The sequence below is a fragment of the Sulfidibacter corallicola genome, from assembly GCF_017498545.1.
Lineage (GTDB): Bacteria > Acidobacteriota > Holophagae > Acanthopleuribacterales > Acanthopleuribacteraceae > Sulfidibacter > Sulfidibacter corallicola.
Map to the genome: position 1 here is coordinate 8,851,193 of NZ_CP071793.1, position 25,642 is coordinate 8,876,834.

Genomic DNA, 25,642 nt, shown 5'->3' on the forward strand with positions numbered 1-25,642 from the left:
CTGTGACGGCACCTGCCATGGACGTAGGAGGCCTGGTTGCTCAAGGATGTATCACTCTCGCTTCTTTTCAATGGTTTGTTTGCCCTGTTGATTTTGCTGTCCGTCGCTTCGCTTTTCACCGGGGGAGCCGCGGACGACTCGGGTGGAAAGACCGACCCGCGGGCCGTCCTGGCCCAGCAGGCGGAATTGGCCGAGCGCCTTGCGAAAGAAACCCTGGCCCTGGCCGGCGGTGTCGATGGGGAGACCTGGCACCGTGCCCGTCAGCAGACCGAGGGCGACTTTTCCGCGATCATGAGTGCCTTTCGCGGTGAGCAGGTCCCGGCCGATCAACGGAGTTCGAACCTGATCCTGCCCGATCCGACCGCGAACCAGGATCTCTTGGACAAGTTGAACGGGGTGGATACAGCCTGGCAGGCCCTGATCGCCAAGGCTCACGAAGTGGCGCCATTGCCCGATGCCACGGGGGATGCGGCGCCGGCGGGCGGCGATTCGCTGGGTTTGGGCCTCGACATGGATGCGTTGCTCGAAGAGGATACCTCCGCAGCCGAGGGCGCCGATGCGGCGGCCGACACGGCGGCGGATGCACTCGGCGAAGAAACGATCGCGGCGGAACCCGCCCAGCCGGCCATGGACGCGGCCGCGGTTTCCGCCATGATGACCGAGGTCATCAAAACTCGCCAGGCAATCGCCGATGCGAGCCAATACCTCGCAGGGTCCGCCGGAGGCGGCGGATCGACGGGCACCACCGGATGGGTGATCGGGGGATTGTCGATTCTGATCGCCCTGCTCGGCATCGCCATGGTGCGCTCTCGATTGGCCGGACCGTTCGCGAGAGTCCTGCAATTCACCCACGAACTGGCCGAGGGCGACCTGAACCGCGAGCTGCCCGAAACGGGCAGGGACGAAATGGGTACCCTGGTGCGGTCCCTCAATCGGATCAGCACCGACGTCGGCGGCGTGATCGGTTCGATCCGTGCCCAGACCGACCAACTGGACCAAAGCTCCGATCATCTGTGTCAAAACCTCTCCGACAGCGCCGCCAAGGTAGGCGAAGCCAAGTCCCATGCCCACGGTTTCGCCGAAAACATCGGCCACTTGCTGACCCAAAACGGGACGCTCGCCTCGCTGACCGACAATCTCAACGAGGAAACGGAAACCATTTCGGGCGTTTCCGAGAAAGTTTCGAGTGGCCTACACCATGCCTCTTCCGAAGTCGTGCAGTTGTCTTCGGTCATCAACGAATTGGCGGCATCGGTCGAGGAAGTTTCGGCCTCCCTGTCGCAGATCTCGGCCAGCACCGACGAAACGGCGCAACTGTCCAATCAGGCGGCCCAGCAAGCCGGGGAAACCTCGGAATTGGTGACGCAACTCGGTGAGTCCGCTGCCCAGGTGGGCAATGTCGTGACCTTGATTCGGGGCATCGCCGACCAGACGAACCTGCTCGCGCTCAACGCGACCATCGAGGCCGCGTCGGCAGGGGAGGCCGGCAAGGGATTCGCGGTTGTCGCCAACGAGGTCAAGGAACTGGCTCGAAAAACGGGTGAGGCGACCCAGTCCATCCAAAAGCAGATTCAGGCGATGCAGTCCAATTCCCAAGAGGCCGTGGCCGCCATCGGCAACATCGTGAACGTGGTTCAGGAAATCAACCGGGCCTTCGGCGACATCGCCCATTCCGTTCGCGAACAGTCGCAGGTCATCTTCGATGTATCTCAAAGTGTCACTCAGAGTGCACAGACCACCAACCAACTGACCGAGCACATTCAGGGTGTCGCCAAACACGTAGACACCGCGGATTCCTCGATCCACGTCCTCGTGGGCCACGCCCAGCAGATCGCGGATCAGGTCCGCGGCTATTCGGGCGATCTCGGCGATTTGCAGAAGCACCAGGTCGCGTTGGTGGATCGGGTGGACCACAACGGCGACCTGTTGACCCAGAGCGATCAATCGAGTCGTGAGGTTCGCGAGCAGGTGGCTTCACTGAAAGATCAGATCGGTCGCTTCAACCTGACACAGGCGACGGGTGCCTCGCTCAACTGACGAGTCGATCCCCAGGCGGCCCCACTTTTCGAAGTGGGCCCCAAAACAAAAAAAGGAGGTCCGCTACCCGCTTGCCATGGTAGCGAACCTCCATATCGGTGGTGAGGAACTCGGAGAGGAGACTTTTTAAGAAAGCCTACAGGGCCCGGTAAGAGCACGTTGCATGCCACCGAATTGCGAACCGGTTTGATTCGGGACGCCATCCACCGAGAATGCGACAGGGGTCACGGCACGGATAGGGGAATGGCGCCCTTTTCGGGCAAGGACGGCCGATACGCGACCGTTCACGGCTCGAGGGGTCGCGGTGATTCGAGCATGGAGGGGAGAGCGTCTGACGTCTTTGGCACACCAATGCGCCGCCAAGGTGTCTGGAACCGGTGACAGATTGGCGCAGCGTTGTCTTCTTGTGACGGTTAAGTTAAGAAAAGATACTGTGTTTTTCCCTTTTTGATGCGTCACCGGCATGATAGGGTTAGTGAATCTCCTTCGGCGGATCTTCTCGATGTTGCCGGGATTTCTCCGCTTACCAAAAATCCCCAACAACCGCAAACGACAGCTTTCCAAAATATGGAATCGCCCATTGGGAACCGAACCGTTCATGTTCTCTCGGTATCTTGCCCAGTGCCTCATCCTCCATTTTCTTGCGTCCACGCTGTGGCTGAACGCCAAACATTCGCCTTGGAATCCTCCTCGATTCAAGCGGATCGGTTTGGAACAGGGCCTGTCTCATCGATCCGTCTACGCCCTCCACCAGGATCATCAGGGGTTTTTGTGGGTCGGCACCCAAAACGGGCTCGACCGCTATGACGGGTACCAGTTTCGCTCCTACAAATCGGAGGCGACGGACCCCAGCACACTCTCCAGCGACAATGTGAGCTGCATCTACGAGGACGAGGACGGGTATCTCTGGATTGGGACCTGGGGCGGCGGCCTCAATCGCTACGACCCGAACAGCGACACCTTTAAACGCTTCAACTCGGAAGGCGAGGGGGGCGAAGCCCTGAGAGCGCTCCGCATTCAGCGGATTCACCGAGGCCAGGGAGATATCCTGTGGCTCAGCACCTATGCCAACGGGTTGGTGCGGTTTCATCGCCAGACCGGCCGTGCCCAATCGTTTTTTCCTCAATGGGAGGAAGACGATCGCCAGAGCCGGGTTTGGGATCTCGCCATCGATGCGAACGGTTTGATTTGGGTCGGCACCGAGCGTGGTCTCTACACCTTCAATGCGGGCGACGAGACCTTCATGCGTTTCGAGGCCCAAGGGCAGCTCGGGGTGGAGCTGAATCAGGCCCAGGTGCGCACCCTGTTCCTCTCGAAACTGAACGACCTTTGGATCGGTACCGATCGCCGCCTGTTTCGCTTGGAGTTGAACGCCGGTCGCCTGGTTCGGGAACAGCCGATCAAGGAAGACGGCACGCCCCTGGAGCCGACCAACATCAACACGATCATCAGTGGCAGCGCCGGTAGATTGCTGGTCGGCACCCTGTTTTTCGGACTCTTCGAATACGACCAGATGACCGGGCGCTGGGCCCACCATCTCAGTTCCGGAACCGACGCGCAGAGCCTCTCCCATCACGACGTGCGCTCGCTGCTGATCGACCGGACCCGCGTGCTGTGGGTGGGCACACGCGGTGGCGGCCTTTCCAAGCTGGATACCAAACGCCCCAAATTCGAGCTGTACCGTCACGTGCCGGGCAAGCCTCACTCGCTGCCGGCCGCCGAAGTTCGCGCCATGACGACCCAGCCCGATGGAACCCTCTGGGTGGGCACGCGCGGCGGTGGGCTGTCGCGCATCGACCGACGCAACGACACCGCCCAGCACTACCTGGCCGACTCCGCCGTGGCGGACAGCCTCAGCCATTCATGGGTCTACGCCCTGTTGTGGGATCGGCGCGATCGCCTGTGGGTGGCTACCTACGCGGGACTCAACCTCATGCAGGAAGGCGGTGGGTTCCGTCGCTACTTCCACGACCCCGAGCGACCCGACTCGCTTTTGGACAACCAGGCGGAAAGCCTGCTCGAAACCCACGACGGCGAGATCTGGGTCGGCACCGCGCGGGGGATTTCGCGATTTCGCGACGGGCACTTCATCAACCATCCCTGCCACCCGACGATGGAAGGCGCACCGCGCGGCACGCACGTGTACACGATTTTTCAGGATTCGCAGGGCACGATTTGGGTGGGCACCGCACACGGCGGGCTCAACCAGTTCAATGCCGAGCGGCAGATGTTCTCCTCTCACCAACCCATCCCCGGAGATCCATCCAGCCTGCCCAACGCCACCGTGCTGTCGATCGGAGAAAACGGCAAAGGCCTGTGGGTGGGCTCCTTCGGTGGTGGACTCAGCCTGCTGGATCGCGAATCGGGCCGGTTTCGCCACTACGGCCTGCGTGACGGATTGCCGAACAACATCGTCTACGGCATCTTGGCCGATCACGAGGATCAGCTCTGGATCAGCACCAACAAGGGGCTGTGCCGGTTCGACACGAACGAAGAGACCTTTCGAGAATTCGGGATCGACGACGGCCTGCAGAGCGAGCAGTTCTCGGTGGGTGCCTATCACAAATCCGGCGACGAACTCTTTTTCGGAGGCCCACTCGGCCTCAACAGCCTGATCCCTCGAGACCTTCACGATCATTTGAACCCGCCCCACATCGCGCTCACCCGCTTTCGCGTCATGGATCGGGAGCGCCGGCCCCCGCTCGGCCAAGAAACCGTGGCATTGGAGCATTCCAAAAATTTTCTGTTCTTCGAATTCTCGGCCCTGGACTTCACGGCACCCGAGAAGAACCTCTATCAACATTATTTAGAAGGGTACGATCGCGATTGGTCGCCGCCAGGACGCCAACGCGTCGCCGATTACCCGCTGTTGGCGCCTGGCCTGTACCGGTTCCGCGTTCGCGCCGCCAATCACGACGGCGTCTGGAACGAGGAAGGGCTCACCCTGTCGATCCGAATCCTGCCGCCGTTTTACCGCACCCCGTTGGCCTACGCGCTCTATCTGGCGGCCCTGTTCCTGTTCGCGGGCATCCTGCTCCAGGCGCGTAGAAAGCGGTTGGAGCAAAAGGCTCGGGTCGAGCGAATCCTCGAACGCCAGAAAATGGCGGAAGAATCCAGTCGCTCCAAAAGTGCCTTCCTGGCCCAAATGAGCCACGAATTACGCACGCCACTCAACCACATCATCGGCTACAGCGAGATCCTGGAAGAAGAAATGGCCGAATTGATTCACTCGGAACAGGATCGCGGCCAGCTCAACACCGATCTCCTCAAGATTCGTTCGGCGGCCTACTACCAGTTGTCCCTCGTCAACAACCTCTTGGACTTCACCAAGATCGAGTCCGGCGACATTCAACTCTTCCTCGAGCGCTTCCCCATTCGGGAGCTTGTCGAATCGGTGGTCAGCCAGCTTCGGGCCCTCCTCAAGAAACAGGGCAACCAGTTGCTGTTGGAATTCGAACCCGCCAATCCGGGCAACATGGTCGCCGATATCATCAAACTCAAGGCCTCGCTGCTCAACCTGCTCAACAACGCCAACAAGTTCACCGTTCGCGGCCAGATCAGCCTGCGGGTCTTTCGCTACGATCGCGAAGGGGAGGAGTGGGTCGGTTTTCAGGTCGAGGACACCGGCATCGGCATCAAAGAGCATCAGCTCCAACACCTGTTCCGCGAGTTCACCCAAATGGAAGATCACAACAAATACGGCGGAACGGGCCTCGGCCTTTACGTGACCCGTTGTTTCTGCAGGCTGATGGGGGGCTCGATCGAAGTGGCCAGCCAGTACCGGCGCGGCACCACCTTCACGATGTACCTGCCTGCCGTGGTCGGCACCGAAAACGTCACCATCCGCAAAATGAAGCCAATCATCGTGGAACAACCCAAGACAGGGGAGACCCATGTCTGAACCGGACGGCTCCGCGCCGAGCCGGATTGCGCCTTGTGGCGCGGGGCGGGACTGCGCCAAAGGAGCATTTCGCGGTACAATGAATGCAAAGGCTGATTTCGACAGGTACCGCAAAGCCGACTCCTATGAAAAAACTGGGAGAGGCGATCTTTTTTCGATTTCTCCGATTGGGTTTGCGACATGATGGCTTTCAGAGGCTGTGAATTGAGAATGGGTCCTGGGACCTTTGCGCGAAAAAGGGCGAGGATCGTGTGATGCGCATTACGGACTCAGAGGGGACCGACGTCCTGGCCGGCAGCTTTCGAGGTCTGCGCCTGGCCTTTTGGGGTTTCGTTCTCTCCTGGGTGACGCTTTGCGCGGGAGATCCGCAGACCGAGGGCCGCTTCACGCGAATCGACCTCGAACAGGGCCTTTCCCACAACTTCGTCTGGACCATTTGCGAGGATGGCGAGGGGTTCCTCTGGTTCGGCACCTACCACGGCCTGAATCGCTTCGACGGCTACCAGTTCAAGACCTTCTACAAGGATGACGACGATCCCCATACAACCAACCTGGGCGATGACAACATCAGCGACCTGGTGCTTGATCGAGAGGGCCACCTTTGGATGACCACCTGGAAAGGCGGACTTTACGGGTTCGATCCCGACAAGGAGCAGTTTCGGCCCTATCGCCATCGCGCCGGCGATCCGGAGAGCCTCGCCTCGAATCACCTTCAATCGGTGATTCTGGCCGAACGGGGCGCACTTTGGGTGGGTACGCTGGACCACGGCATCAATCGTCTCGACACCCGCACCGGCAAGGTTCGCCGCTACGATCCCGGCCTGTTGCCGGGGGCGCGCATCTGGTCGATGTATCTAGAGGGGGACGAATATCTTTGGATCGGCACCAACAAGGGGCTCGTGCGCATGGCCCTCGCCACCGAAACCTTCGAATGGATCGGCGAGGAAGGGACCGAACTGGATCACCAGCGCGAGATCCGCAGCCTCGTGGCGGACAACGAGGGATCCCTTTGGATCGGCACCGATCGCAATCTGGTCGTGCTCGATCTCGGCAAGGGTACCTATGCCGAGGTGCCCAAGCCGCGTCGAGGTCCCAACCAGCCCGATCAGTTCACGGTGACATCGCTCTACCTGGACCGCCATGGTCGGATTTGGGCAGGCAGCAAATTTGGCGGGCTCTTCTGCTACCTGGCGCCGGACCTCCTGTGGCGACGCCACCAGACCAATCCCAACGATCCCTATTCGATCAGCCACCACGATGTCCACGACATCTTCGAGGATTCTTCGGGAAATCTTTGGGTCGCCACCAAGGGCGGCGGCGTGAACCGGCTCAACCTACGCCCGCCCAAATTCACGAATCTCTCGCACGCCCCTTCGGACCTGGACAGCCTGACGTTCGGCAACGTGCGCGCCATCGCCACGACCCGCGACGGCCTGACCTGGGTGGGCACCTACGGCGGCGGACTCGACCGCTACGATCCCAGGGAACAGAGTTTCGTTCACTACCGCTCCCAGGCGGAAGACCCCACGACCATCGGCGACAACTACGTGATTTCCATTCTGGAAGCTCGCGACGGCAATCTGTGGATCGGAACCCTGAACGGCTTCAATGATTTCGACCGGCAGACCGAGCGGTTCGTTCGCTATCGAATCGAGGAACCCGATCCCGCGGATCCCACCGTCAAGAAGATCAACCGCATTTTTTCACTTTACGAGGATGCGACCGGACGCCTTTGGCTGGGCACCGGACGAGGCGTCCACCACTGGGAACGGGGGACCATCACTCCTTTCACTCCGGATGTGCCCGCCTACCGCAACCTCTCCGCCGCGCGCATTCATTTCCTCTGGCCGGATCGCGAGGGCTTGTTATGGATCGGCAGCAACAAGGGCCTGGCCCGGATGAACCAGGGGACGGGGGAGATGACTGTCTTCGGCACGAACAACGGCGACCAGGACATCTTGCCCGACGACGCCTTTTATCACATGTGTGACGACGACGAGACCTGGTGGCTCGCCTCCAGGAGCAGCGGCCTGATCGCCCTGAGCAAGGAAGACGATTCCGTGCGCACCTTCCCGGAAGGTCCCGGCATTCCCCAAGGCGCGGTGAACGGCGTTCTGGCCGATCGCCGCGGTTACGTTTGGCTCAGCACCAACCGGGGCATCACACGGTTCGACCCGGTCAACGGTAATTTCCGTCACTTCGACGTCACGGACGGTTTGCGCAACACCCAATTCGCCAAGGGATCGGCCTACCGCTCACCCAACGGGCAAATGTTTTTCGGGGGCATGCTCGGGGTCGATTCGTTCTATCCGGGCCAAATCTCCGACGATGGGTTCATCGCCCCGGTGGTCATTTCGGGATTCAGGATCATGGACCGCGATGCGGGGATTCGTCTCTACGACCGATCGCGCATCGAACTGAACTATCGCCAGAACTTCATTTCCTTCGAGTTCGCCTCGCTCGATTACACCCGGCCGGCCCTGAACCGCTACGCCTATTATCTCGAAGGCCTCGATCCCGATTGGAACTTCGCCGGCACCCGCCGGTTCACGACCTATCCGAATCTGGCGCCCGGTGCCTATCGCCTCCATGTGAAGGCCACCAATCACGACGGCGTCTGGAACGAAGACCCGATCGTGGTGGACATCGAAATCAAGCCTCCTTTTTATTTTACCTGGTTTGCCAAAATGTCTTATTTGGCCATCGGATTTGTCTTGGTTTTTGGATTCATCCACCGCCAACGGGAACGCGAACGACAGCGCGCACGCATGGAGTTGTTGACCGAACAACAGAAAATGGCGATCGAGGCCAGTCGCGCGAAGAGTGCCTTTCTGGCCCACATGAGCCACGAGCTCCGTACGCCGCTGAACGCCATCATCGGTTACAGTGAGCTGATCGAGGAAGAGCTGGAGGAACCCGATGACGCGCATCCGTTGCTCTTGGATGTGGGCGTGGATGTGGCCAAGATCAAATCGGCGGCCCAGTACCAGCTCTCCTTGGTGAACAACATCCTGGATTTGACCAAGATCGAATCGGGCAAGGTCGACCTGTTCGTGGAGGAGTTCGACGTCGCCACCCTGGTCGGCAACGTGCTCAACAACATCAAGCCCATGCTCCTGAAAAACAAGAACACGCTGAAGCTCCATTACGAGCCGGGACCCCCGGGACTCATGATCACGGATATCACCAAGCTCCACGGGGTCCTGCTGAACCTGTTGACCAACGCCAACAAGTTCACCGAGGGCGGCCACATCCACTTGATGATTCGCCGGCTCAGACGCCAAAAGGACCACTGGTTGGAATTCCAGGTTCGCGACACGGGCATCGGCATGCGCCCGGAGAAGATGGATCGCCTGTTCAAGGAGTTCTCACAGATCGAGGACCACAACAAGTACGGCGGAACGGGTTTGGGACTGTTCATCAGTCGCTACTTCTGCCGCTTGATGGGTGGCGACATCCAGGTGGCGAGCACCTTCGGCAAGGGATCGACGTTCACGTTCACGTTGCCCGCGATCGCTCCCACGTCACCGACCGTGGACGAAGAGACCACCACCGCGATCCTGGCACCGGAAAGCCTGAGTACCCATCAAACCGCCGATTCCATTTCGTGAGGCGGAGTTGTTCGCTGCCATTTGGGCATGGGTTTGAGGAAGAACGCTTTTTTCACCACATTTCGCCAATGGTGCGTGACCACCGGTTCCAAATGTAACGGGTGACCGAGCTGGACAGCGTGCATCGTAAAACCAATTTGGCGGTTACAGTCTTCTCGAATTTGGATGGGCAACAACTGGATTGAAGGCAACGAAAAATGGTAATCTTTTGTTTGTCACGAAAATTCACTTTCTGGAGTTTATATGATTCCATCCATTCTATTCCTTTCGATCCTCGCATGCCCGACGATTCATGTTCCGTTCAACACCTTTTGCCTCGACCCCTGTTGGCCTGCCGGTCCCGGTATGTGCGGAGAAACTCCCGCCGATTGCATGGATGAGATTCGCGAATGGGTGAGACGGGGCCGGGAAATGATCGCGAACACGCCTCCCACGCCAGAGTGCAGCCACGCGCTCATCGAGCAATGGCGGAATATGCACTATTACGGGTCGATCTACACCAGTTATTGCCGGCTTTGTTTTTCCGACATCATGAACCCCAAAAAGGGTGAGGCGGCATACTTCCAAGAAACGGTGGAATCCTATATCGAATTCTCGCGGACCATCGAACTGTGGGAACGGCGCAACCCAGTCGCGGCCCTGAAACTACTCATGCAACACAACACGGGCGCACTCGAAAATGCACAATTCGCTCGAAAAACCTGGTTGGAGAGGGTGCCGAGCGACGACCGGGACGCCGTGCTCGATATCCTCGAAATTCACCTCGTGTTCCTGGAATTCGAAGCCGAGCTGTTGGCACAGGCGTTGGATGTGCACAAATGAAACGGGGCCTGATGTTTCGGGCCGATCCGATCGAAAGGTCAGGAACGGGCCTCCAACGCGAGGTGCTTGCTGCGGTATTCGCCCGGTGTTGCGCCCGTCCAGCCCTTGAACGCGCGCTGGAACGAGTTGCTGTCGTGGAAACCCAGCAAGTAGGAAATCTCGCCCTGCGGAATCGAGGACCGCACCAGGTAGTGTTGCGCCAGCTCCTTGCGCGTGCCGTTCAAGATGTCCTGATAGCTCGATGACTCCCGGCTCAGGTGACGCTGCAACGAACGCTTGCTCATCGCCAGGCGGTTGGCCACCTCCTCGATCGAATTCTGGCCGCTGGGCAGCATTTCCAACAGCGCGCTCTTGACCCTTTGCGCGATGCTGGTTTCGGTGTCCAGGTCCGACAGCTTTTTTTTGAGTTCGGCTTCGAAGAAGTTCCACATGCCGGCATCTTCGGTCAGGAACGGGTAGGTCGCGTCTTCGGCGGAGAACCCGATACGTACGGCCTGACCGGATCGCAGACGCGTGCCGAAGTAAACGTCGTAGGGCGCCGTATCGGAGGGGAGGTTAGGGAGTTCCGCCTGGACGGGAATGATGCGCTTGCGTGTCGCCAAGCGCGCCAACTGGGTGAAAAACACGAGCTCGGCGGCACCCAGGGAGCGCGGAATCGCACCGTCGTGCCCGTAGCACGTCAATGTGAGGCTGGTTCTCTCTTGGCTGATGTCCACCGTCATCCTCATGGGACCGATCAATCGCTTGAAATCGGCCAGGCGCAACAGTGCCGTGTTCAGGTTGGGACAGCAGAGACAGGCGAAAATGGGCGGATCGAAAGCCTCCACCGAAATCGCCTGACCGATTTTCAAGGGCAGTTCCTCGGTGCCCGCGGCCTGTTCGAGCCCGCGCCAGAGATTGAAATACTCCGCCGCCGTCAGGGTCGCATCCTTGCGCGAGAACAGGTCGGTGGGCAAACCCGCCAGGGTCAGGACGTGACCCGGGTTGATGCCCATGTCCGCGATGATCAGTTTCCAGCCCCGGTTCACGCTGAAATGGATTGCCTGTTTCATGGGGACGACCTCGCTTCGATCCCCATGTCGGGGATCGCTTCAATATCTTCGGGTTTATGGGAGGTTTCGGAAAAGGGGAGCCGAATCATGAGGCGAGGCCCTGCTCCTTGTGGGCATCGATTCGGGTGAGGTCATTGGTGCATGGTGGGCGTACTTCGACGCGCCCCACCGCCATACGGGTCCGTGCACGAGCGCAGGGGTCCTGGGCGGCGTCACTGCCACCGTGACGACATACGTTCATGGGGATGTCGAGGTCGACTCCGGTGACCCACTCTTCGCGGAGCCGTCATCGCCACCCGTGTTTCGGGGAACCTTGGCGACGATCAGTGCACCATCGAAAGGACGATTCTGTCGAAGACCCGGTCTCCGAACCACTTGCGAATGAACATCATCGGTCTGGCGTACTTGCCGGCCACGTAGCGGGTTTTCGGCTTGGATGCGCGAACGGCCTTCAGGATCAGCTTCACGATCACGCTGGGATCGGAGGCACCGCCACTTTGGTAGGAGGCTTCCGTCGCCGCGGCCATGGCATTGGCCATGTCGCCGTAGGGGCCCTTGCCGGAGCGCTGGACCATCGGGTCCATCATCACGCTGCCGAACTCGGTTTGGATCGCGCCGGGTTCGATGACCACCACGTCGATGTTGAACGGGCTCAGTTCCAACCGCAGGCAGTCGGACCAGCCTTCGAGGGCGTGTTTTGTGGCGTGGTACCAGCTACCCAGCGGAGTGTAGACCTTGCCGCCCATGGAAGAGATGTTGATGATCTTGCCGGCCTGTTTTATCCGCATGGAGGGCAGTACCAACTGCGTCAGGCGGGCCAGGCCGAACAGGTTGACTTCGAATTGGTATCGGGCGTCGTCGATGGCGACGTCTTCCATGGCACCGTACAAACCGAAACCGGCGTTATTGATCAGAACGTCCACGCCACCGTGATCGCGTTCGATGGTCTCCACGACGGCGCGTACCTCGTCGTCCACGGTGATGTCCATCTTCAAGGTGATGGCGCCGAAACGCACCAAATCGGTCATGGCGTCCAAGCGTCGGGCGACGGCGTACACGACCATGCCTTCGCGCAACAATGCTTTGGCGAAGGCTTTTCCCAAGCCCGAGGATGCGCCCGTAATCAAGGCCACTTTTTTCTTCGCGGTAGCTGAATTCATGATGTCCCCCTGTGCCAATCGGCGTTCCTTACTGGTCACCAATTTAGTGGGAAACCCAATTGGGGAAAATGGCGGATCGCGCCATGGTTGATTCATTTGGCGCCACCCCGGCCGCAATACGCGACGGGCCCCATCCAGAAGGTGACATTTCGCATTTCGGATCGCCCGAAAGGTGCGACCCGGGGCAAACCCATCCATGCCTTGCGGTATGTTGGGATGGGCATTGTCCGCGATCAACCGGATGCTTGGATGGCCGTTGCTCGCGATCAATCGAACGCTTGGACGGTCACCGTTCGCGGCCAATCCTGGGGAGATGTGCAGCCCAGGCGCTACTCGATGCCTTCTGCGGCGAGGGCGTCGACGATCTTAGGGTGGCGCCGTAACCGCGCCTCCGCCGCCTCGGGCGTCAGGCCCCGTGCCACCAACGCCGCTCGGGGGACCAGGCGCGTCTGCCGCACCGCGCGCGCGATCAACGCCTCGCGCGGCACGCCCACGGTCGCGTCCAGCAAGCGCCGAAGCACATCGTCCGCGTCATCTTCCGAGCATCGCCCCAGGTGGGCCACGATGCGACAGGCACGCGTGTAGAGCTTCAAGTTGCTGATGCGCAGATCGATCATGCGATTGCCGAACACCTTACCGGCCCCGACGAAACCAAGCGTGGAAACGGCATTCAGCCGCCACTTCCACCACAGGTCGCGCAGGCCGGCGTCCCAGGTCCGTACCGCGTCCGGCTCGGGCAACGTCAGCAGGATGGCATCGCCCGGGACGGCCACGCCGGGAGGAAGAATGGCCTCGGGTGGCCGCAAGGCCAACACCGCACGCGGCGGTATCCGCCGTCCTTTGGCGCCATCGCCCAACCACCCTTCGACCGGTACGAGCCGGTGAAGGCTCATATCGAAGCCAGGAAGCCAGCGCGTCACGGTACCCGGCACCCGTGCCTGGACCTGGTTCGGTTTGGCGCCGAAAGTGGGCGGGCATTCGCTCGCATCCAAGATCGCCATCAACCCCAACCGATCGGGGGCGAGGTAGACGAGCTGGCCGTCTTCGGCCAGACAGGCGACGGCCGCCTCGATCACGTGCGACAGATCTGACGCACGGTGGTAGGCGTCGGCCAGCACCTGTCGACATGTCTCGATTCGGGCCCGCGGTGCTTCCGTCCCGAGCAGCACATCGAGTGTGATTTTCGTCGCGGTGCCGCCTTTCATGCGGGTCGACCCGGTCAGGGGCTCGGGCCCGATGGCGGGGGTCAACACAAAGGCGTCCGGCATTTCCTGCATGGTCGCCAGCAATGCGCGGAACGAGTCGCCGTGACGGCCCAATCCGGTCAGCGGCCGATCGACGGCGGTCCCGGGACTGGTGAACCCCAAGACGGCGACCGTCGTGTCGGGACGATCCAGACAAGCCGCCACCTGGCCGGCCACATAGGCCGCCGAAAGACCACACGTGATGCCCACGTACACGGCCGGCCCCGGATCGGCCAGGTAGGGGACCAGATCGGCGTGCCCGGCGGCAGGGGAGTCCTCGACCCCTTCCCGGGCTCGGAAATAGGCGGCCATGCCGCCGGCCAACAACCCATGAACCTGGGGTTTGCCACTTGTCGCCGCGCACTGCAGCGCCAGACGCCCACTGGTTCCCGCTCCGCCGAACACCACCCGACCGCCCGGCTTTCGCAGCGTGTCGTGGATTCGGCGCCACAGCGCCTCCAGGCCCGCCAGGAAGTCGGGATCCAGCAGGCCCGCGCCCCAGGCATCGCTGCCGAACAGCTCGCGATCGGCATCGGCCAGCAGGTTCAGGGCCTCGATCGTGGGCACCCGATCCAACCGGGACGTGTGGGGATGATCCATTTCGGTCATGCGCATGGCGACCTCCGCGCGTTTCGAGGTTCCTTAAAAGACGATCCGAAAAACGCGATCCACCATTTTCTTTTGGACGTCCAGGTGGTCACAGCCCTCGCGGCGCTGGGCTTCGATATTGATGTAGCGGACCTTCTTCATCTCGGCGAATACCGACAAGGATCCGTCGTCCTCATCGGGTAGGGTCGCCACCTGGCGATGCTGGAGCACGATGTTGTAGCCCCATTTGCGCAGCTTGCGGAAATCCCGCTTGCGGTTGATGAAAAACAGGTCGTCCTCGTCATGGGTGCCGTGGTGCAGTTTGGCGATGTACTTGGCGCCCTTGTCCAGTTTCTTCTGGTAGCGTTCCATGGATACGGTGCCGATGCCGCCCTTTCCGTCGTCGTCGTAGCCGTCGGTATTGTTGTGAATCGCCACCACCACCGTGCCGCGCTTCAGGTCGTTCATGTGCCCGACCACCCAGTGGCCGATGGCCAGGGCCCTGGCCATCGTCGGTTCGAAGTCCGGATGTTCGCGGGTCAAACCTTCGTTGAGCCGCAGCAACGACGACGCGGCACCCGCCGAGGTGAACATGCGGTTGGGATCCAGTTCGTAACGCCCCTCGTTCACGGTGAGGGTCAGGTGACGCTCACCGTGCTGGCGAAGGATCAACAAGTGCCCTCGCTCGCGCACCACCTTCTCGGCGAGGTAATCGTTGACCACCTTCTCGTTTTCGTGGGGCGCGAAAAAGAAGACCTTGCCGTCGTAACCCGGCGAAGAGAAGAACTGCAGACGAATGTCGTCCTGGTCGGGGAAGGGCACCACCTGCGAAGGCGGCGGTGAAAAGGCGAAGGCGAAAAATGCAACGAACAGATTGATCAACGGAACACTCCTGAAACGACCCGTTTCGGTGGTTGAAGAAATTCGGGGAGGTTGAACGGTGCGGGCTCAATCCATCGAGTCGCGCAGCATCTCGCAGGTGAAGGGTTCGGATCCGACCAGCGGTACGGCCTTGCGCAGCGACAGACGGAACGAGACCCCGGGTTTGCGCTCGAGGGTCAGGGCCATTTTGTGTTCGTCCGACACACGCCACGAGCGGAACTGCCATCGCTCGGGGTCGTCGAGCTGTTTGGGATCGATGTAGATGCCGATCCGGCGCCCCTCTTCGAGCAGGAAACTGAAATCGCCCAGCGGGATGGACAGCCCCATGCCACGCGCCTTGATATAGGATTCCTTCAGCGTCCAATAATCGAAGAAGCGATCCTTTTGGTTGGCTTCCGGCAGGCTCTTCAGCTCCGTCACCTCGCGCTTCGAAAAGAAGCGATCGGCGATCTGGATCTGCTCGCCGTCGCGCGTGACCTGCTCCACGTCGACACCCACTTCCAAATCCTTGACGACGGCGATCGAAATCAGGCCGCGGGTATGGGAAATGTTGAAACGGAGATTCGGCCATTCGGGCTCGCGCACGATCGAGGGCCGGCCGTATTTATTGGTCTCGAAGGTCCACATGGAGGGCCGAACTTCGGGCACGTATCGCGTGAGCAGGCTGCGAATGAAACCACGCGTGACCAGGTACTGGTGCTGATCCCGCTCGAAATAGAAGCGCTTCTGTTTCTTGGCCTCGAGCGGATTGAGGTAGAGATGGTAGCGCTTGAGGAGGTCGGGATCGGTGATTTGGTTGGAAAAGGCCAGCCACACGTGGATTTCGTCGTCGTGTAATTCGAGCGGCGTGGCCCAGTTGTCGGACTCGCTGATGGGCATGTCGGTTCCTTGGAATGGCTTTGGGGGAAGGGGAGTGGGGTGCGGCACGCCGGAACGGGGCGCCGCGGCAGAGATCCTCACGGAGCGTCAACGCAGCGCGGCGACCGCCTTTTCCAGCATGCTCAGTTCTCGGCCGAAGGGCGTCAGGATGTTGACGGTTTTGGACGTGGAAATCCTACCGGCCCCGTACTTGACGAAATTGGCGAGCGTACCCGAGGGCCCCAGGTCCACATAGCGCAGGGGACCCATTCGCTCCAGCGTCTGAACCGCTTTTTCGAATTGCACCGCTTCCCGGCACGACCGCCAGAAATGGGCCTGATCGGGGAAGTCCACCCGTCCGCCGGCCACCCCGGAAAAGAAGGGGATGCGCGGCTCCTTCGCGGGGGAAAGGCCATCGAAATAACCGGCCCTGCCATTCTCGATCAGCGGGGAGTGGAAACCTCGGCGCACCGGTAACTTCTGGCAGATGATGTCTTCGTCGGACAGCGACGTCTCGATGTGGTCGAGGCGATCGAAAGTGCCGGTCACGCAGAAATGGGTGGCGAAATTGATCCCGGACAGCCAGGTGCCCTCGAACATCGAAGCCCGCTCCTGCATCATCTCGGGCGGGCCCAGGATCGCCATCATGCCCGCTTCCACCGTTTTGTCCTCGAAAGTCAACGCCTGACGCACCAGCAGCGGTATGACCTCCTGGACATCGAAAACTCCGGCCTCGACCGCCGCGTTCCACTCGCCCAGCGAATAACCGAGCACGAAATCGGGACGGATGCCTTTGGATCGAAGCAATTCACTCATGGCATAACCCAGCATGAAGCAGCCCGGATGGGTGTGACGCAGGCGGTCGAACGGGTCCGACTTCTTTTTGGAGGGATCGAACACGATGTCGATCAGGGATTGGCCCAACAACGGGCGGGCCAGTTCGTCGCAAGCCTCGAGGGCGCGACGGAACACGGGTTCTCCTTCGTACAGTTCCTTTCCCATATGAAAAAATTGAGCACCTTGGCCCGAAAACATAAACGCGATTGGAAGACGACTCATGGTGTGGGTTCCTTTTTGGTTCTTGAGGTGGTGGCCGAAGACATCCGAGGACGAAGGGGCAACTGGGGCGTGGTGCCGAGCCGGGAGTGGATCCCGAGGTCGACGGCACGGTGGATTGGCGATGCTCCGATGCAAGGATTCCGGCCGATTTCAGCACATTTACGGGCAAACGGCAATGGGGAGAACCGGACCCGCGGACGGGATCCGGAGCACCGGAATTGGGGTGTGCACCCGCCATCGGCGTGCTCGGTCCGCCTCGCGTTTTCGGGGAACGCTTTGGCGGTCCAGCCTGAAAGTGTCGAATCCTTCGGTTACTGCTATGATCGAACGGAATTTTGGTAATGATCGAACCACGTTGAACTCGAGTGAACCCGAGAAAGGATGGATTCATGATCAGCAGTAGAAAGGGGAGAGGCGTTCTGGGCTTCTTCGTTTGGGTGGCCCTGTCCGCGGTTCTGGTTGTGGCCACAGACCGCCGCCCCATGACGGCGGAAGACCTGTGGGCCATGGCGCGCATCGCATCGCCGAAGCTTTCGCCCGATGGAAAATGGGTCGTCTACGCACAATCGGTCTTCGATATGGAAAAGAACAAAGGCAACAGCGACCTGTGGCTCGTGCCCTTCGACGGCTCGGAACCCGCGCGCCAACTGACCTGGCAGAACGGCTCGGACAACGGTGCCGTTTGGCATCCGGACGGCCGCTCCCTGTTGTTTCGTTCGAAACGCAACGGCGACGGCACCCAGCTCTACCTCTTGCCGATGAATGGCGGTGAAGCGCGACCCCTGACCAGCCTGCCCGTCTCGCCTTCCGCACCCCAATGGTCGCCCGACGGCAAGACCGTCTACTTCCTGGCCCAAACCTGGCCCGACATCAACGACGATTTCGACGCCTTGAAAGACCGCCTCAAAGAGATCAAAGACGATCCGACCCAGGCCAAAATCACCGAATCCCGCCTGGTTCGGTATTGGGATCACTACATGAAAGCGGGCGCGGTCCAGCACCTTTTCGCACTGGACGTGGCCAGCGGCAAGGTCGTGGACCTGATGCCGGGCGAAACCCTGTTGCTGCCGTTCTGGTCGTCCTCCTCCACGTTCGCGGTTTCACCCGACGGAACCCAGATCGCCTTCTCCGCCAACAAGACCGAGCCGCCCTACACCACCCTCGATTTCGACCTGTTCCTGATCCCTTCTAGCGGTGGAACCCGCGCCGACGGCACGATCCGCAACCTGACGGAGTCCAACCCGGCTTTCGATCACCATCCGCGTTTTTCGCCCGATGGAACCCACCTCTACTTTGACCGCAACGACCGTGTCAGCGTGGCGCCCGACGTCTCGGAGCTGGCACGATTGAAATTGGCCGACGGATCCGTGGAAACCCTGTTGCCGGATTTCGAAGAGGAAGTCGGTAGCCTGGCCTTCACCCCGAACGGCAAGGGCATCCTGTTCGTCGCCCAGAAGCAGGGGCACAATCAGGTGTTTCGCGCGAACCTCGGCAACCGCAAGGTGACCGAGGTGTTTTCCAAGCATTCGTCGACCGGCCTTTCGGTCTCGAAACAGGGCGACATGGTGTTTCTGCAGGAAGCGATCGGTTTTCCGGCACGCCTGCTGGCCATGAAGGCCAAGGACAAAGAACCGCGGATTTTGGTGGATCCGAACGCGGAACGCATGGCTGCCTTGGATGTGGGCGCCGCCGAATCGATGACGTTCAAGGGCGCCGACGGCGATGATACCCAAATGTTCGTCATCTATCCGCCCGGCTTCGATTCCACCAAAAAGTGGCCTCTGTTACAGGTCATTCACGGTGGCCCCCACAGCGCCTCCCGCGACGCATTCCACTACCGCTGGAACCTGTCCCTGTTCGCGGCCAAGGGTTACGTGGTGAGTGCGGTCAACTTCCACGGCTCGACCGGCTTCGGGCAAGCCTTCCGCGAGTCGATTTGGGGCGCCCATGGCGACAAGCCCTTCGACGACATCATGAAGAGCACCGACTTCCTGGTGGGCAAGGGCTTCATCGACGAAAAGCGCATGGCCGTCACCGGTGGTTCCTACGGCGGCTACATGGTCTCCTGGATCGTGGGTCATACCGATCGCTTTGCGGCGGCCGTCAACCACGCCGGGGTCTACGACCTGATGTCGCAGTTCGCCTCGGACTGGACATGGAGTCGTCCGGGCAACTACGGCGCCGCCCCTTGGGAAGATCCCGAGCGCATCGATCGCTACTCGCCGAGCCGATTCGCCAAGAATTTCTCGACCCCGACATTGATCATTCACGGAGAGAAGGATTATCGCGTGCCCTACACCCAGGGTTTGAACATGTACCAGGTACTCAAGGGCAAGGGCGTGCCCTCGCGCCTGGTGATCTACCCCAGCGAGAACCACTGGATCCTGACCCCGAAAGGCGGGGTGTTGTGGTGGAAGGAAGTCCACGACTGGTTGGGTCGTTACCTGGCCGCCCAGTGATTCTGGTACGCGTTTTCATCGACGGTGAACCCAACATGGATCAGGCCCTCCAAGCTCGGTTGACCGCGGACAATCCCCATCCCAACTCGTCATGTTGGGATGGTCTCCGTTCGCGCCCCACCGGATGCTTGGATGGTCTCCGTCCGCGGCCAATCCTGGAGGGATGGCCAAACCCATATTTGGACGGCGATACATAAAAACGCGTGCCGCAGGGACGACACCAGCAGGCGTCCTGAAGGGACGACAGGGTACAGCGAAGGCGGTTCGCACCTCCAGCGCGACCCGGGGCAGATCCTCGTCCAAAAGGATCTCGGATTTGGCGGCGTTTTCCCATCGGCATTCGTTTATCGGACATTGGCAAAGAAGGTGGTGAAAAAAACCCTCCCTTAAAACCATGCGGGGACGCGCTCCCGACGCCCCCGACACGGCTTCGAAAGGGGAGTGGCACCGATCTCAAACCCCGAGGTTCTGGAGAAAGGCGTCCATGTTGGGTTCCCGGCCGAGGAAGGCCTGGATCAGCTCCATCGGTTCCTCGGTGTTGCCTTTGGCCAGCACCTGATCGCGCAGGGCGCGGCCGGTGGCGGTATCGAAAAGCCCGGCCTGTTTGAACCGCGAAAACATGTCGTCGGCGAAGACGCGGCTCCACAGGTAGCCGTAATAGCCGGCGGCATACCCGACCAGGTGGCCGAACCCGGCCTCGAAGTGGGTGTCCGGCATCGGTTCGAACAGGGTGTGCTCGCGCTGCAGGTCCATGACCAGGGCGTTGATGGATTGCCCCTCGCCTGGCCGGTAGCGATCGTGCAGCGTCATGTCGATCACCCCGTAGAACAACTGCTGCTGGGTGTTGATCCCACTGTTGAGGTGCTTGGTGGCCAGTAGCTTGTCGACCAACGCATCGGGAATGACCTCGCCGGTTTGGTAGTGACGGGCGAAGGTCTTGAGGGACGCGCGCTCCCAGACCCAGTGCTCCATGATCTGGGACGGCATCTCGACGAAGTCCCGCATGACGTTGGTCCCCGCGAAGGTGGACAGTGGGGAAGTGGTCAGCAATTGGTGCATCAGGTGGCCGAACTCGTGGAACAGGGTTTCCACGTCATTGTGGGTCAAGAGGCTGGGGCGATTCTCGGAAGGCTCGGTGAAGTTGCACACGAGGGCCGCGGTGGGCGTCGCGTATTCGCCATCACCCAGGCGCTTGCCTGGCTGGATGTCGAAGCACGCGGCGTGGCTGTACTTGTTTTCCCGCGGGAAAAAGTCCAGGTAGAACAGGCCGCAGCGCTTGCCGTCGCGAACCACCTCGAAGGCCCGCACGGTGTCGTGCCACACCGGCAGCTCGGAATGTTCGCGGAACTCGATGTCGTAGAGGGTCTGGGCCACCGAGAAGATGCCGTCGAGGGCGCGATCAAGCGGAAAGTAGGCCTTCAGTTCTTCTTCGTTGAGCTGGAACTCCGCCTCGCGGTAGGCCTCGGTGACGAAGAGTTTGTCCCAGGCCGCGACCTCACCCTTGGCGGCGTAGGTCTTGAGCGCATCGTAATCGCGCTGGGCCTTGTCCACCACGCGCCGCGACAGTTCGTCGTAAAAATCCCAAACCTTGCCGGGTTCCTTGGCCATGACGCTGTCAAGCTGGTACTTGGCGAAGGTATCGTGACCCAACAGTCGGGTACGCTTCGAGCGCAATTCGAGAATCTCTTCGAGCAGGGTTCCGTTTTTGTCCTTGGCGCGATTGTTATATAGGTAGTAGAGCCGCTTGCGCAGATCTTCCGATTTGGCGAACTTCATCACCGGCATGTAACTGGGCGTTTGCACCGTGATTTTGTAGGTACCGTCGGGTTGGCGATGGCGGCTCTTGAAATCATCGGTCAGGCCGTCGAGTTCCGCTTCCTGTGCGATCAGGGAATCGTTGCACTCCGAGATGTTCTTGTTGAATTGAAGTTCGCGGGCACTCAGTTGGTCATCGATCTCCTGGAGCGTGGTGCGGTCCTCGGCACTCAACTTGAACCCGTTTTTCAGGTAGTAATCCATGCTCTTGTCCAGGTAACGCAGTTCGAGCGAGTCCAGGGAAACGCGGCCCTCTTGAACCTCGCGATTGAAGGCGTCAAGTGATTGGAACAGCTCCTCGTCGAGCGCCAGCGCGTTGAGAAAGGTGAACAGATCCTGAACCGCCTGCTGACAGGCGGAGCGAATGGTGGCGTCCGGATGGGTTTCGTTCAGCAGGTAAAGCGGCGAGAGCACGCGATCCATGACGAACCGCATCTCGTCTTTCAGCATCAGGCGCGCTTTGTCGGCGACATCCGTTTCGAGGATTCGGGCCTTCAATTGCAGTGCTTCGTCGCGCGCACGCTGGGCGGCCTCGGCAATCAAATCGGTCGTGATTTGGTCGAAGGGGATCGGTTCGCTTGGAACGCGAAAAAAGGGATTCATACAACCTCCGCAGTGGTGAAAAGGACGGTTTCGTTAAGTCGCCGCATTGTACCACTAACCGGACGTCGGCTCGGTCGATTCGTGATCCGGGTGTGAGGTTGGCGATGTCGGCGTGCCGATAAAAGCAAGACATTCAAAACATCAAGGTTTTAACACCGTGAACAAAGTCTTGATAGTGTTTGTCTTGATTCTGAATTAGTCTTACTATGGGTGCAGGATTCGCGTTGTTCCAAAGTTCACTCCCGGAGGAAGGGGAGTGGCGGCTAATGCGGGTTCGATTCTGAAAACGAGGGATTTTTTTACCACAGAGGCCGCGAAGGTCACGGAGGTCAAATGCCCTCCGGGTCTTGGAGGGGGCGTCCCAGATGGGGCAGGTCTGAGTACGCGGAGGTTTGCCTGGATCGAACTCGAGGGTGCGGAGGTTGTCGAAATCCGTTGGGTCACGGTCACCTTTCATTTGCGCCCTCGACCCTGCCGGACCCGAGGGCGCCGGAGGCTACCGTACTTCGTGTCGAACCTGAGTACGCGGAGGCTGCCGAATTCCGCTGGGTCAGGGTCACCATTTATTCACGATCTCAACCCCGTCGGGCCCGAGGGTGCAGAGGCTACCGAACTCCGTGTCGGACACGAGCACACAGACACTATCGGACTCCGCATTGAACCGGAACACGAGCAAAACAATATAAAGCAAAGCATTAGATATCAGTTTATTGGAACTTATTTCCAGGTTTAGGAGCCATTATCGATATTTTAAATCAGAAATCTGACATCTAATGATGTATTTGTATTCAAACCTTGTTTTTAAAGTTATTTATTCCTGTCTGTCGAAGTTATGGACGAGCCATGAGCGTCGAGGGATTGGGTTGTATGGCGACCAAGCCAGGAACGATGACCGACGGAGAACCATGATCAATCGGAGCAAGGCTACGTTCGGTCCGCCGATATCAGCAAGAGAGCCAGGATATGTTTCAACGACCAGAGTTTGATGATGCGATGATGCGCTGTTACGAGAAGCGCTGCTTCAATCTTGCGACGGCATCAATGGCAACGGGGGGATCCATTCCCCCTTTGCCGCAATTCCGTGGTTGCTGCCGCCTTGACCAGCAGGGCGGCAAGGGATCGTCATCATGTCTGCAAACGAAGGGGGGACCCATTCCTGATGTCGCCAGGGGGTCAATTCTAAATGTCGCTTGACATCGAACGGGGCCTGGTCTCGCATCCAAGACTCCAGATACCACTCACGAGAGGCGTCTGGTTTCGCATCGGTGAAACGGATCCTCGAAGTAACGAGACTCCACCCAACCTCAAACCCCAGCAGCCGACCAGGGCGGATGCTTCGAGACCAATGCGACAGCAGTCTCTGCGACCTCCGTGACCTTTGTGGTGGAAAAACCTGCTCACCGAAGCCGCAAACCCGCCGAGAAGACGACAACCCCCAAGAAGACACCCTGGCTGCCGAATCGGACACAATCGCGAGAAACAAGCCCGTTTTGAGTGAAAAATCGCGATGCCTCAATCGGTGACATCCTCATTTTGCAACTGAGCGGGAGTTTAAGCCCAACCCCTTGTACCTAAAGAGGTTGACAAGCAGCCACATAGGCGAGATCACAACGCGACACATGTAGCGGCCGAGCCATCCTTTCCGAAGCATCTTTTCCCTATAAGTCATATTATGTAAAGTTAACGATTGTTGCGAAGCTTCCCAGGAGCTGATTGCCGCGCTGGCAATTCTCTCCCTCGCGCTCTTCCAGTCGGGATTTTATTCGGAATCGGAATTCGACTGTCGCGTTTGCCCTCAATGTTTCCCGAACGCTTTTTGGAAAGCCGACCTGCCGTCCTCTCGGACGAGCCGGCCGTGGGAAAGCACGATTCTCTCGAAGTCCCATTCCAAGATCTTGGAAATGGATTGCTGGAACAGCACCCTGTCTTTGATCAGGGCTTTCTTCTCGATGGGTGCCCAACCGAACCGACCGTAGTTGCCCATCACCCTGAACAGCATGCGTGTCGTGATTGGACTCTCCTCACAGATGTGCAGCCCGATATCCGTCACGACCAATGTGCGGGTGGTCGCGTGAAAGAAGACGACCTCATTCAGCGTAGGACATCCACCCACGACATGGTGTGCCAATTCGGACGACCAAGGATACGCCTTGCCTTCCTCGAGAACCTCGTCGAATTCGATATCGGGTCGCTTGATGTCCAGACCTGGCGAACAGTAAAAACGGGCGTCGGGATATTGCGCCTTGTAGTCACCCACAAACAAATGGTGCCAACAGTTGGGTGCCGCCACGTGCCTGACCGAGCCTAGGGCTTCGAGGTCCTGCTTCAGTTTTTCCCCAAGTTTTATCGGTGAATGGACGAACAGGTCGCCTTGTCCCGTCAGGTCGATGACGGTCATGCGGGCGCCGATTTGCAAGCCAAAAAAACGGAACGGTTGGCGGCACGTCCAGATCCCTTCTTCGAACGGTTCCAGCAAGCCATAGGGACTCTCACTCATCTCACCCACCCTGTAACCACGATTGCCGGGGATGAGTATACCGAATGCCTCTCCCCTACACCACGGTCATCCAGGTGCATGTGACTTCCTCGATGGCGAATGCTTGGATCATATCCATCCCGATCGGCTGCTGCGTTCGCGGCTATCCTTCCAGGATTGGCCGCGGACGGTGCCCATCCAAGCATCCGGTTGACCGCGGACAGCGACCATCCAACTATCCGGTTGACCGCGAATGGTTCCCATCGAGGCATCTGGTTGGCCGCGGACGGTGCCTATCCCGACACAACGCAAGGCTGGGATGGGCCCGCCCCGGGTCGCGCTGAAGGTGCGACCGGACGTCCCTTTGGACCACCATTTATTAAAAACGCGTGCCGCAGGCGCGCCACCAGCAGGCGTCCTGAAGGGACGACACAGAACAGCGAAGGGTTAAGGAGGCAGCGCCGACGCAACCCTGGTTACCTGGGGTTCCCGCATCCAGCCCTGGAGGGGCGGCTCCGCGAAGGGTTCTTCGAATATGGCGCGAACTCCGCGGGTGGCCATCCGAACTTGGCGGGAATCCCCGCGGATGGCCTCGAACATGGCGGGAACCCGACGGAGGGCCATCCGAACATGGCGGGGACCCTACGGAGGGCCATCCGAACATGGCGGGAACCCGACGGAGGGCCATCCGAACATGGCGCGAACCTCGCGAGGCGCTTCGTAGTCCCGCCCCTTCAGGGCTGGGGTTCAGGCACTCCATAGAACCAGGGTTGCGTCGCCTCTGGCTCCTTAACCCTTCGCTGTAATGTATGACCCTTTCAGGGTCCCTGCTGGTGGCGCGCCTGCGGCCCGCGTTTTAAATAAGTTGTGGTCCAGGCATTCCGTTGGCCATCCCTCCAGGATTGGCCGCGAACGGTGCACATCCAAGCATCCGGTTGATCGTGGACAATGTCCATCACCGGAACGCCGGACCGCCTTCGCTGTAATGTATGACCCTTTCAGGGTCCCTGCTGGTGGCGCGCCTTCGGCACGCGTTTCAATCAAGTGATAATCCCAACAGAGGGCTGGCCATCCC

At 59.9% G+C, this 25,642-nt stretch carries 13 protein-coding genes; 5 read left to right on the top strand and 8 right to left on the bottom strand.

All coding sequences use genetic code 11. The annotated features are described in order from the left end of the window. Window positions 1–36 precede the first annotated feature (36 nt). The 4 genes from J3U87_RS26910 (at window position 37) to J3U87_RS26925 (ending at window position 10,371) form a co-directional block, all read left to right on the top strand. A complete protein-coding gene (locus tag J3U87_RS26910; RefSeq protein ID WP_237378880.1) occupies window positions 37–2,037 on the top strand; it encodes a methyl-accepting chemotaxis protein in 2,001 nt (666 codons plus the stop codon). A 598-nt stretch (window positions 2,038–2,635) separates the two neighbouring features. Beyond that, the gene (locus tag J3U87_RS26915; RefSeq protein ID WP_237378881.1) at window positions 2,636–5,938 is read left to right on the top strand and encodes a ligand-binding sensor domain-containing protein; all 3,303 of its coding nucleotides are present in this window, start codon (window positions 2,636–2,638) and stop codon (window positions 5,936–5,938) included. Between the two features lie 254 nt (window positions 5,939–6,192). Beyond that, a complete protein-coding gene (locus J3U87_RS26920) occupies window positions 6,193–9,549 on the top strand; it encodes a sensor histidine kinase (protein ID WP_237378882.1) in 3,357 nt (1,118 codons plus the stop codon). A gap of 411 nt (window positions 9,550–9,960) precedes the next feature. After that, window positions 9,961–10,371 carry a hypothetical protein gene (locus J3U87_RS26925; protein ID WP_237378883.1) on the top strand — a complete coding sequence of 137 codons (411 nt, stop codon included), beginning with the start codon at window positions 9,961–9,963 and terminating at the stop codon, window positions 10,369–10,371. A gap of 38 nt (window positions 10,372–10,409) precedes the next feature. On the opposite strand, the gene J3U87_RS26930 is transcribed toward J3U87_RS26925, so the two are convergent. From J3U87_RS26930 to J3U87_RS26955, 6 genes are all read right to left on the bottom strand, one after another. After that, window positions 10,410–11,423 carry an AraC family transcriptional regulator gene (locus J3U87_RS26930; protein WP_237378884.1) on the bottom strand — a complete coding sequence of 338 codons (1,014 nt, stop codon included), beginning with the start codon at window positions 11,421–11,423 and terminating at the stop codon, window positions 10,410–10,412. A 323-nt stretch (window positions 11,424–11,746) separates the two neighbouring features. Continuing rightward, window positions 11,747–12,583 carry an oxidoreductase gene (locus J3U87_RS26935; RefSeq protein WP_237378885.1) on the bottom strand — a complete coding sequence of 279 codons (837 nt, stop codon included), beginning with the start codon at window positions 12,581–12,583 and terminating at the stop codon, window positions 11,747–11,749. A gap of 329 nt (window positions 12,584–12,912) precedes the next feature. Further along, window positions 12,913–14,442, bottom strand: a complete 1,530-nt coding sequence (locus tag J3U87_RS26940; protein ID WP_237378886.1) for a hypothetical protein — start codon at window positions 14,440–14,442, stop codon at window positions 12,913–12,915. Between the two features lie 27 nt (window positions 14,443–14,469). After that, the gene (locus J3U87_RS26945) at window positions 14,470–15,297 is read right to left on the bottom strand and encodes a hypothetical protein (RefSeq protein ID WP_237378887.1); all 828 of its coding nucleotides are present in this window, start codon (window positions 15,295–15,297) and stop codon (window positions 14,470–14,472) included. Between the two features lie 66 nt (window positions 15,298–15,363). Next, the gene (locus J3U87_RS26950; RefSeq protein WP_237378888.1) at window positions 15,364–16,176 is read right to left on the bottom strand and encodes a 4'-phosphopantetheinyl transferase family protein; all 813 of its coding nucleotides are present in this window, start codon (window positions 16,174–16,176) and stop codon (window positions 15,364–15,366) included. A gap of 87 nt (window positions 16,177–16,263) precedes the next feature. Further along, window positions 16,264–17,214 (bottom strand): acyltransferase domain-containing protein, encoded by a 951-nt coding sequence (locus J3U87_RS26955; RefSeq protein ID WP_337249543.1) that lies wholly within the window; start codon window positions 17,212–17,214, stop codon window positions 16,264–16,266. A gap of 389 nt (window positions 17,215–17,603) precedes the next feature. Between J3U87_RS26955 and J3U87_RS26960 the strand changes: the two genes are divergently transcribed. Further along, window positions 17,604–19,673 carry a S9 family peptidase gene (locus J3U87_RS26960; RefSeq protein WP_237378890.1) on the top strand — a complete coding sequence of 690 codons (2,070 nt, stop codon included), beginning with the start codon at window positions 17,604–17,606 and terminating at the stop codon, window positions 19,671–19,673. A 453-nt stretch (window positions 19,674–20,126) separates the two neighbouring features. Here the strand turns inward: J3U87_RS26960 and J3U87_RS26965 are convergent, their stop codons facing one another. Both J3U87_RS26965 and J3U87_RS26970 read right to left on the bottom strand, forming a co-directional pair. Continuing rightward, on the bottom strand, window positions 20,127–22,091 hold the full coding sequence (locus tag J3U87_RS26965; protein WP_237378891.1) for a M3 family metallopeptidase: 1,965 nt from the start codon (window positions 22,089–22,091) through the stop codon (window positions 20,127–20,129). A gap of 1,795 nt (window positions 22,092–23,886) precedes the next feature. After that, a complete protein-coding gene (locus J3U87_RS26970) occupies window positions 23,887–24,588 on the bottom strand; it encodes a DUF4336 domain-containing protein (RefSeq protein ID WP_237378892.1) in 702 nt (233 codons plus the stop codon). Window positions 24,589–25,642: the final 1,054 nt, after the last annotated feature.

Excerpts from the sequence above, each read along its gene's own strand:
- J3U87_RS26920 (WP_237378882.1), top strand. The coding sequence starts at position 6,193 with ATGCGCATTACGGACTCAGAGGGGACCGACGTCCTGGCCGGCAGCTTT.
- J3U87_RS26935 (WP_237378885.1), bottom strand. The coding sequence starts at position 12,583 with ATGAATTCAGCTACCGCGAAGAAAAAAGTGGCCTTGATTACGGGCGCA.
- J3U87_RS26970 (WP_237378892.1), bottom strand. The coding sequence starts at position 24,588 with ATGAGTGAGAGTCCCTATGGCTTGCTGGAACCGTTCGAAGAAGGGATC.
- J3U87_RS26965 (WP_237378891.1), bottom strand. The coding sequence starts at position 22,091 with ATGAATCCCTTTTTTCGCGTTCCAAGCGAACCGATCCCCTTCGACCAA.
- J3U87_RS26960 (WP_237378890.1), top strand. The coding sequence starts at position 17,604 with ATGATCAGCAGTAGAAAGGGGAGAGGCGTTCTGGGCTTCTTCGTTTGG.
- J3U87_RS26940 (WP_237378886.1), bottom strand. The coding sequence starts at position 14,442 with ATGCGCATGACCGAAATGGATCATCCCCACACGTCCCGGTTGGATCGG.
- J3U87_RS26915 (WP_237378881.1), top strand. The coding sequence starts at position 2,636 with ATGTTCTCTCGGTATCTTGCCCAGTGCCTCATCCTCCATTTTCTTGCG.
- J3U87_RS26930 (WP_237378884.1), bottom strand. The coding sequence starts at position 11,423 with ATGAAACAGGCAATCCATTTCAGCGTGAACCGGGGCTGGAAACTGATC.
- J3U87_RS26955 (WP_337249543.1), bottom strand. The coding sequence starts at position 17,214 with ATGAGTCGTCTTCCAATCGCGTTTATGTTTTCGGGCCAAGGTGCTCAA.
- J3U87_RS26925 (WP_237378883.1), top strand. The coding sequence starts at position 9,961 with ATGATCGCGAACACGCCTCCCACGCCAGAGTGCAGCCACGCGCTCATC.
- J3U87_RS26950 (WP_237378888.1), bottom strand. The coding sequence starts at position 16,176 with ATGCCCATCAGCGAGTCCGACAACTGGGCCACGCCGCTCGAATTACAC.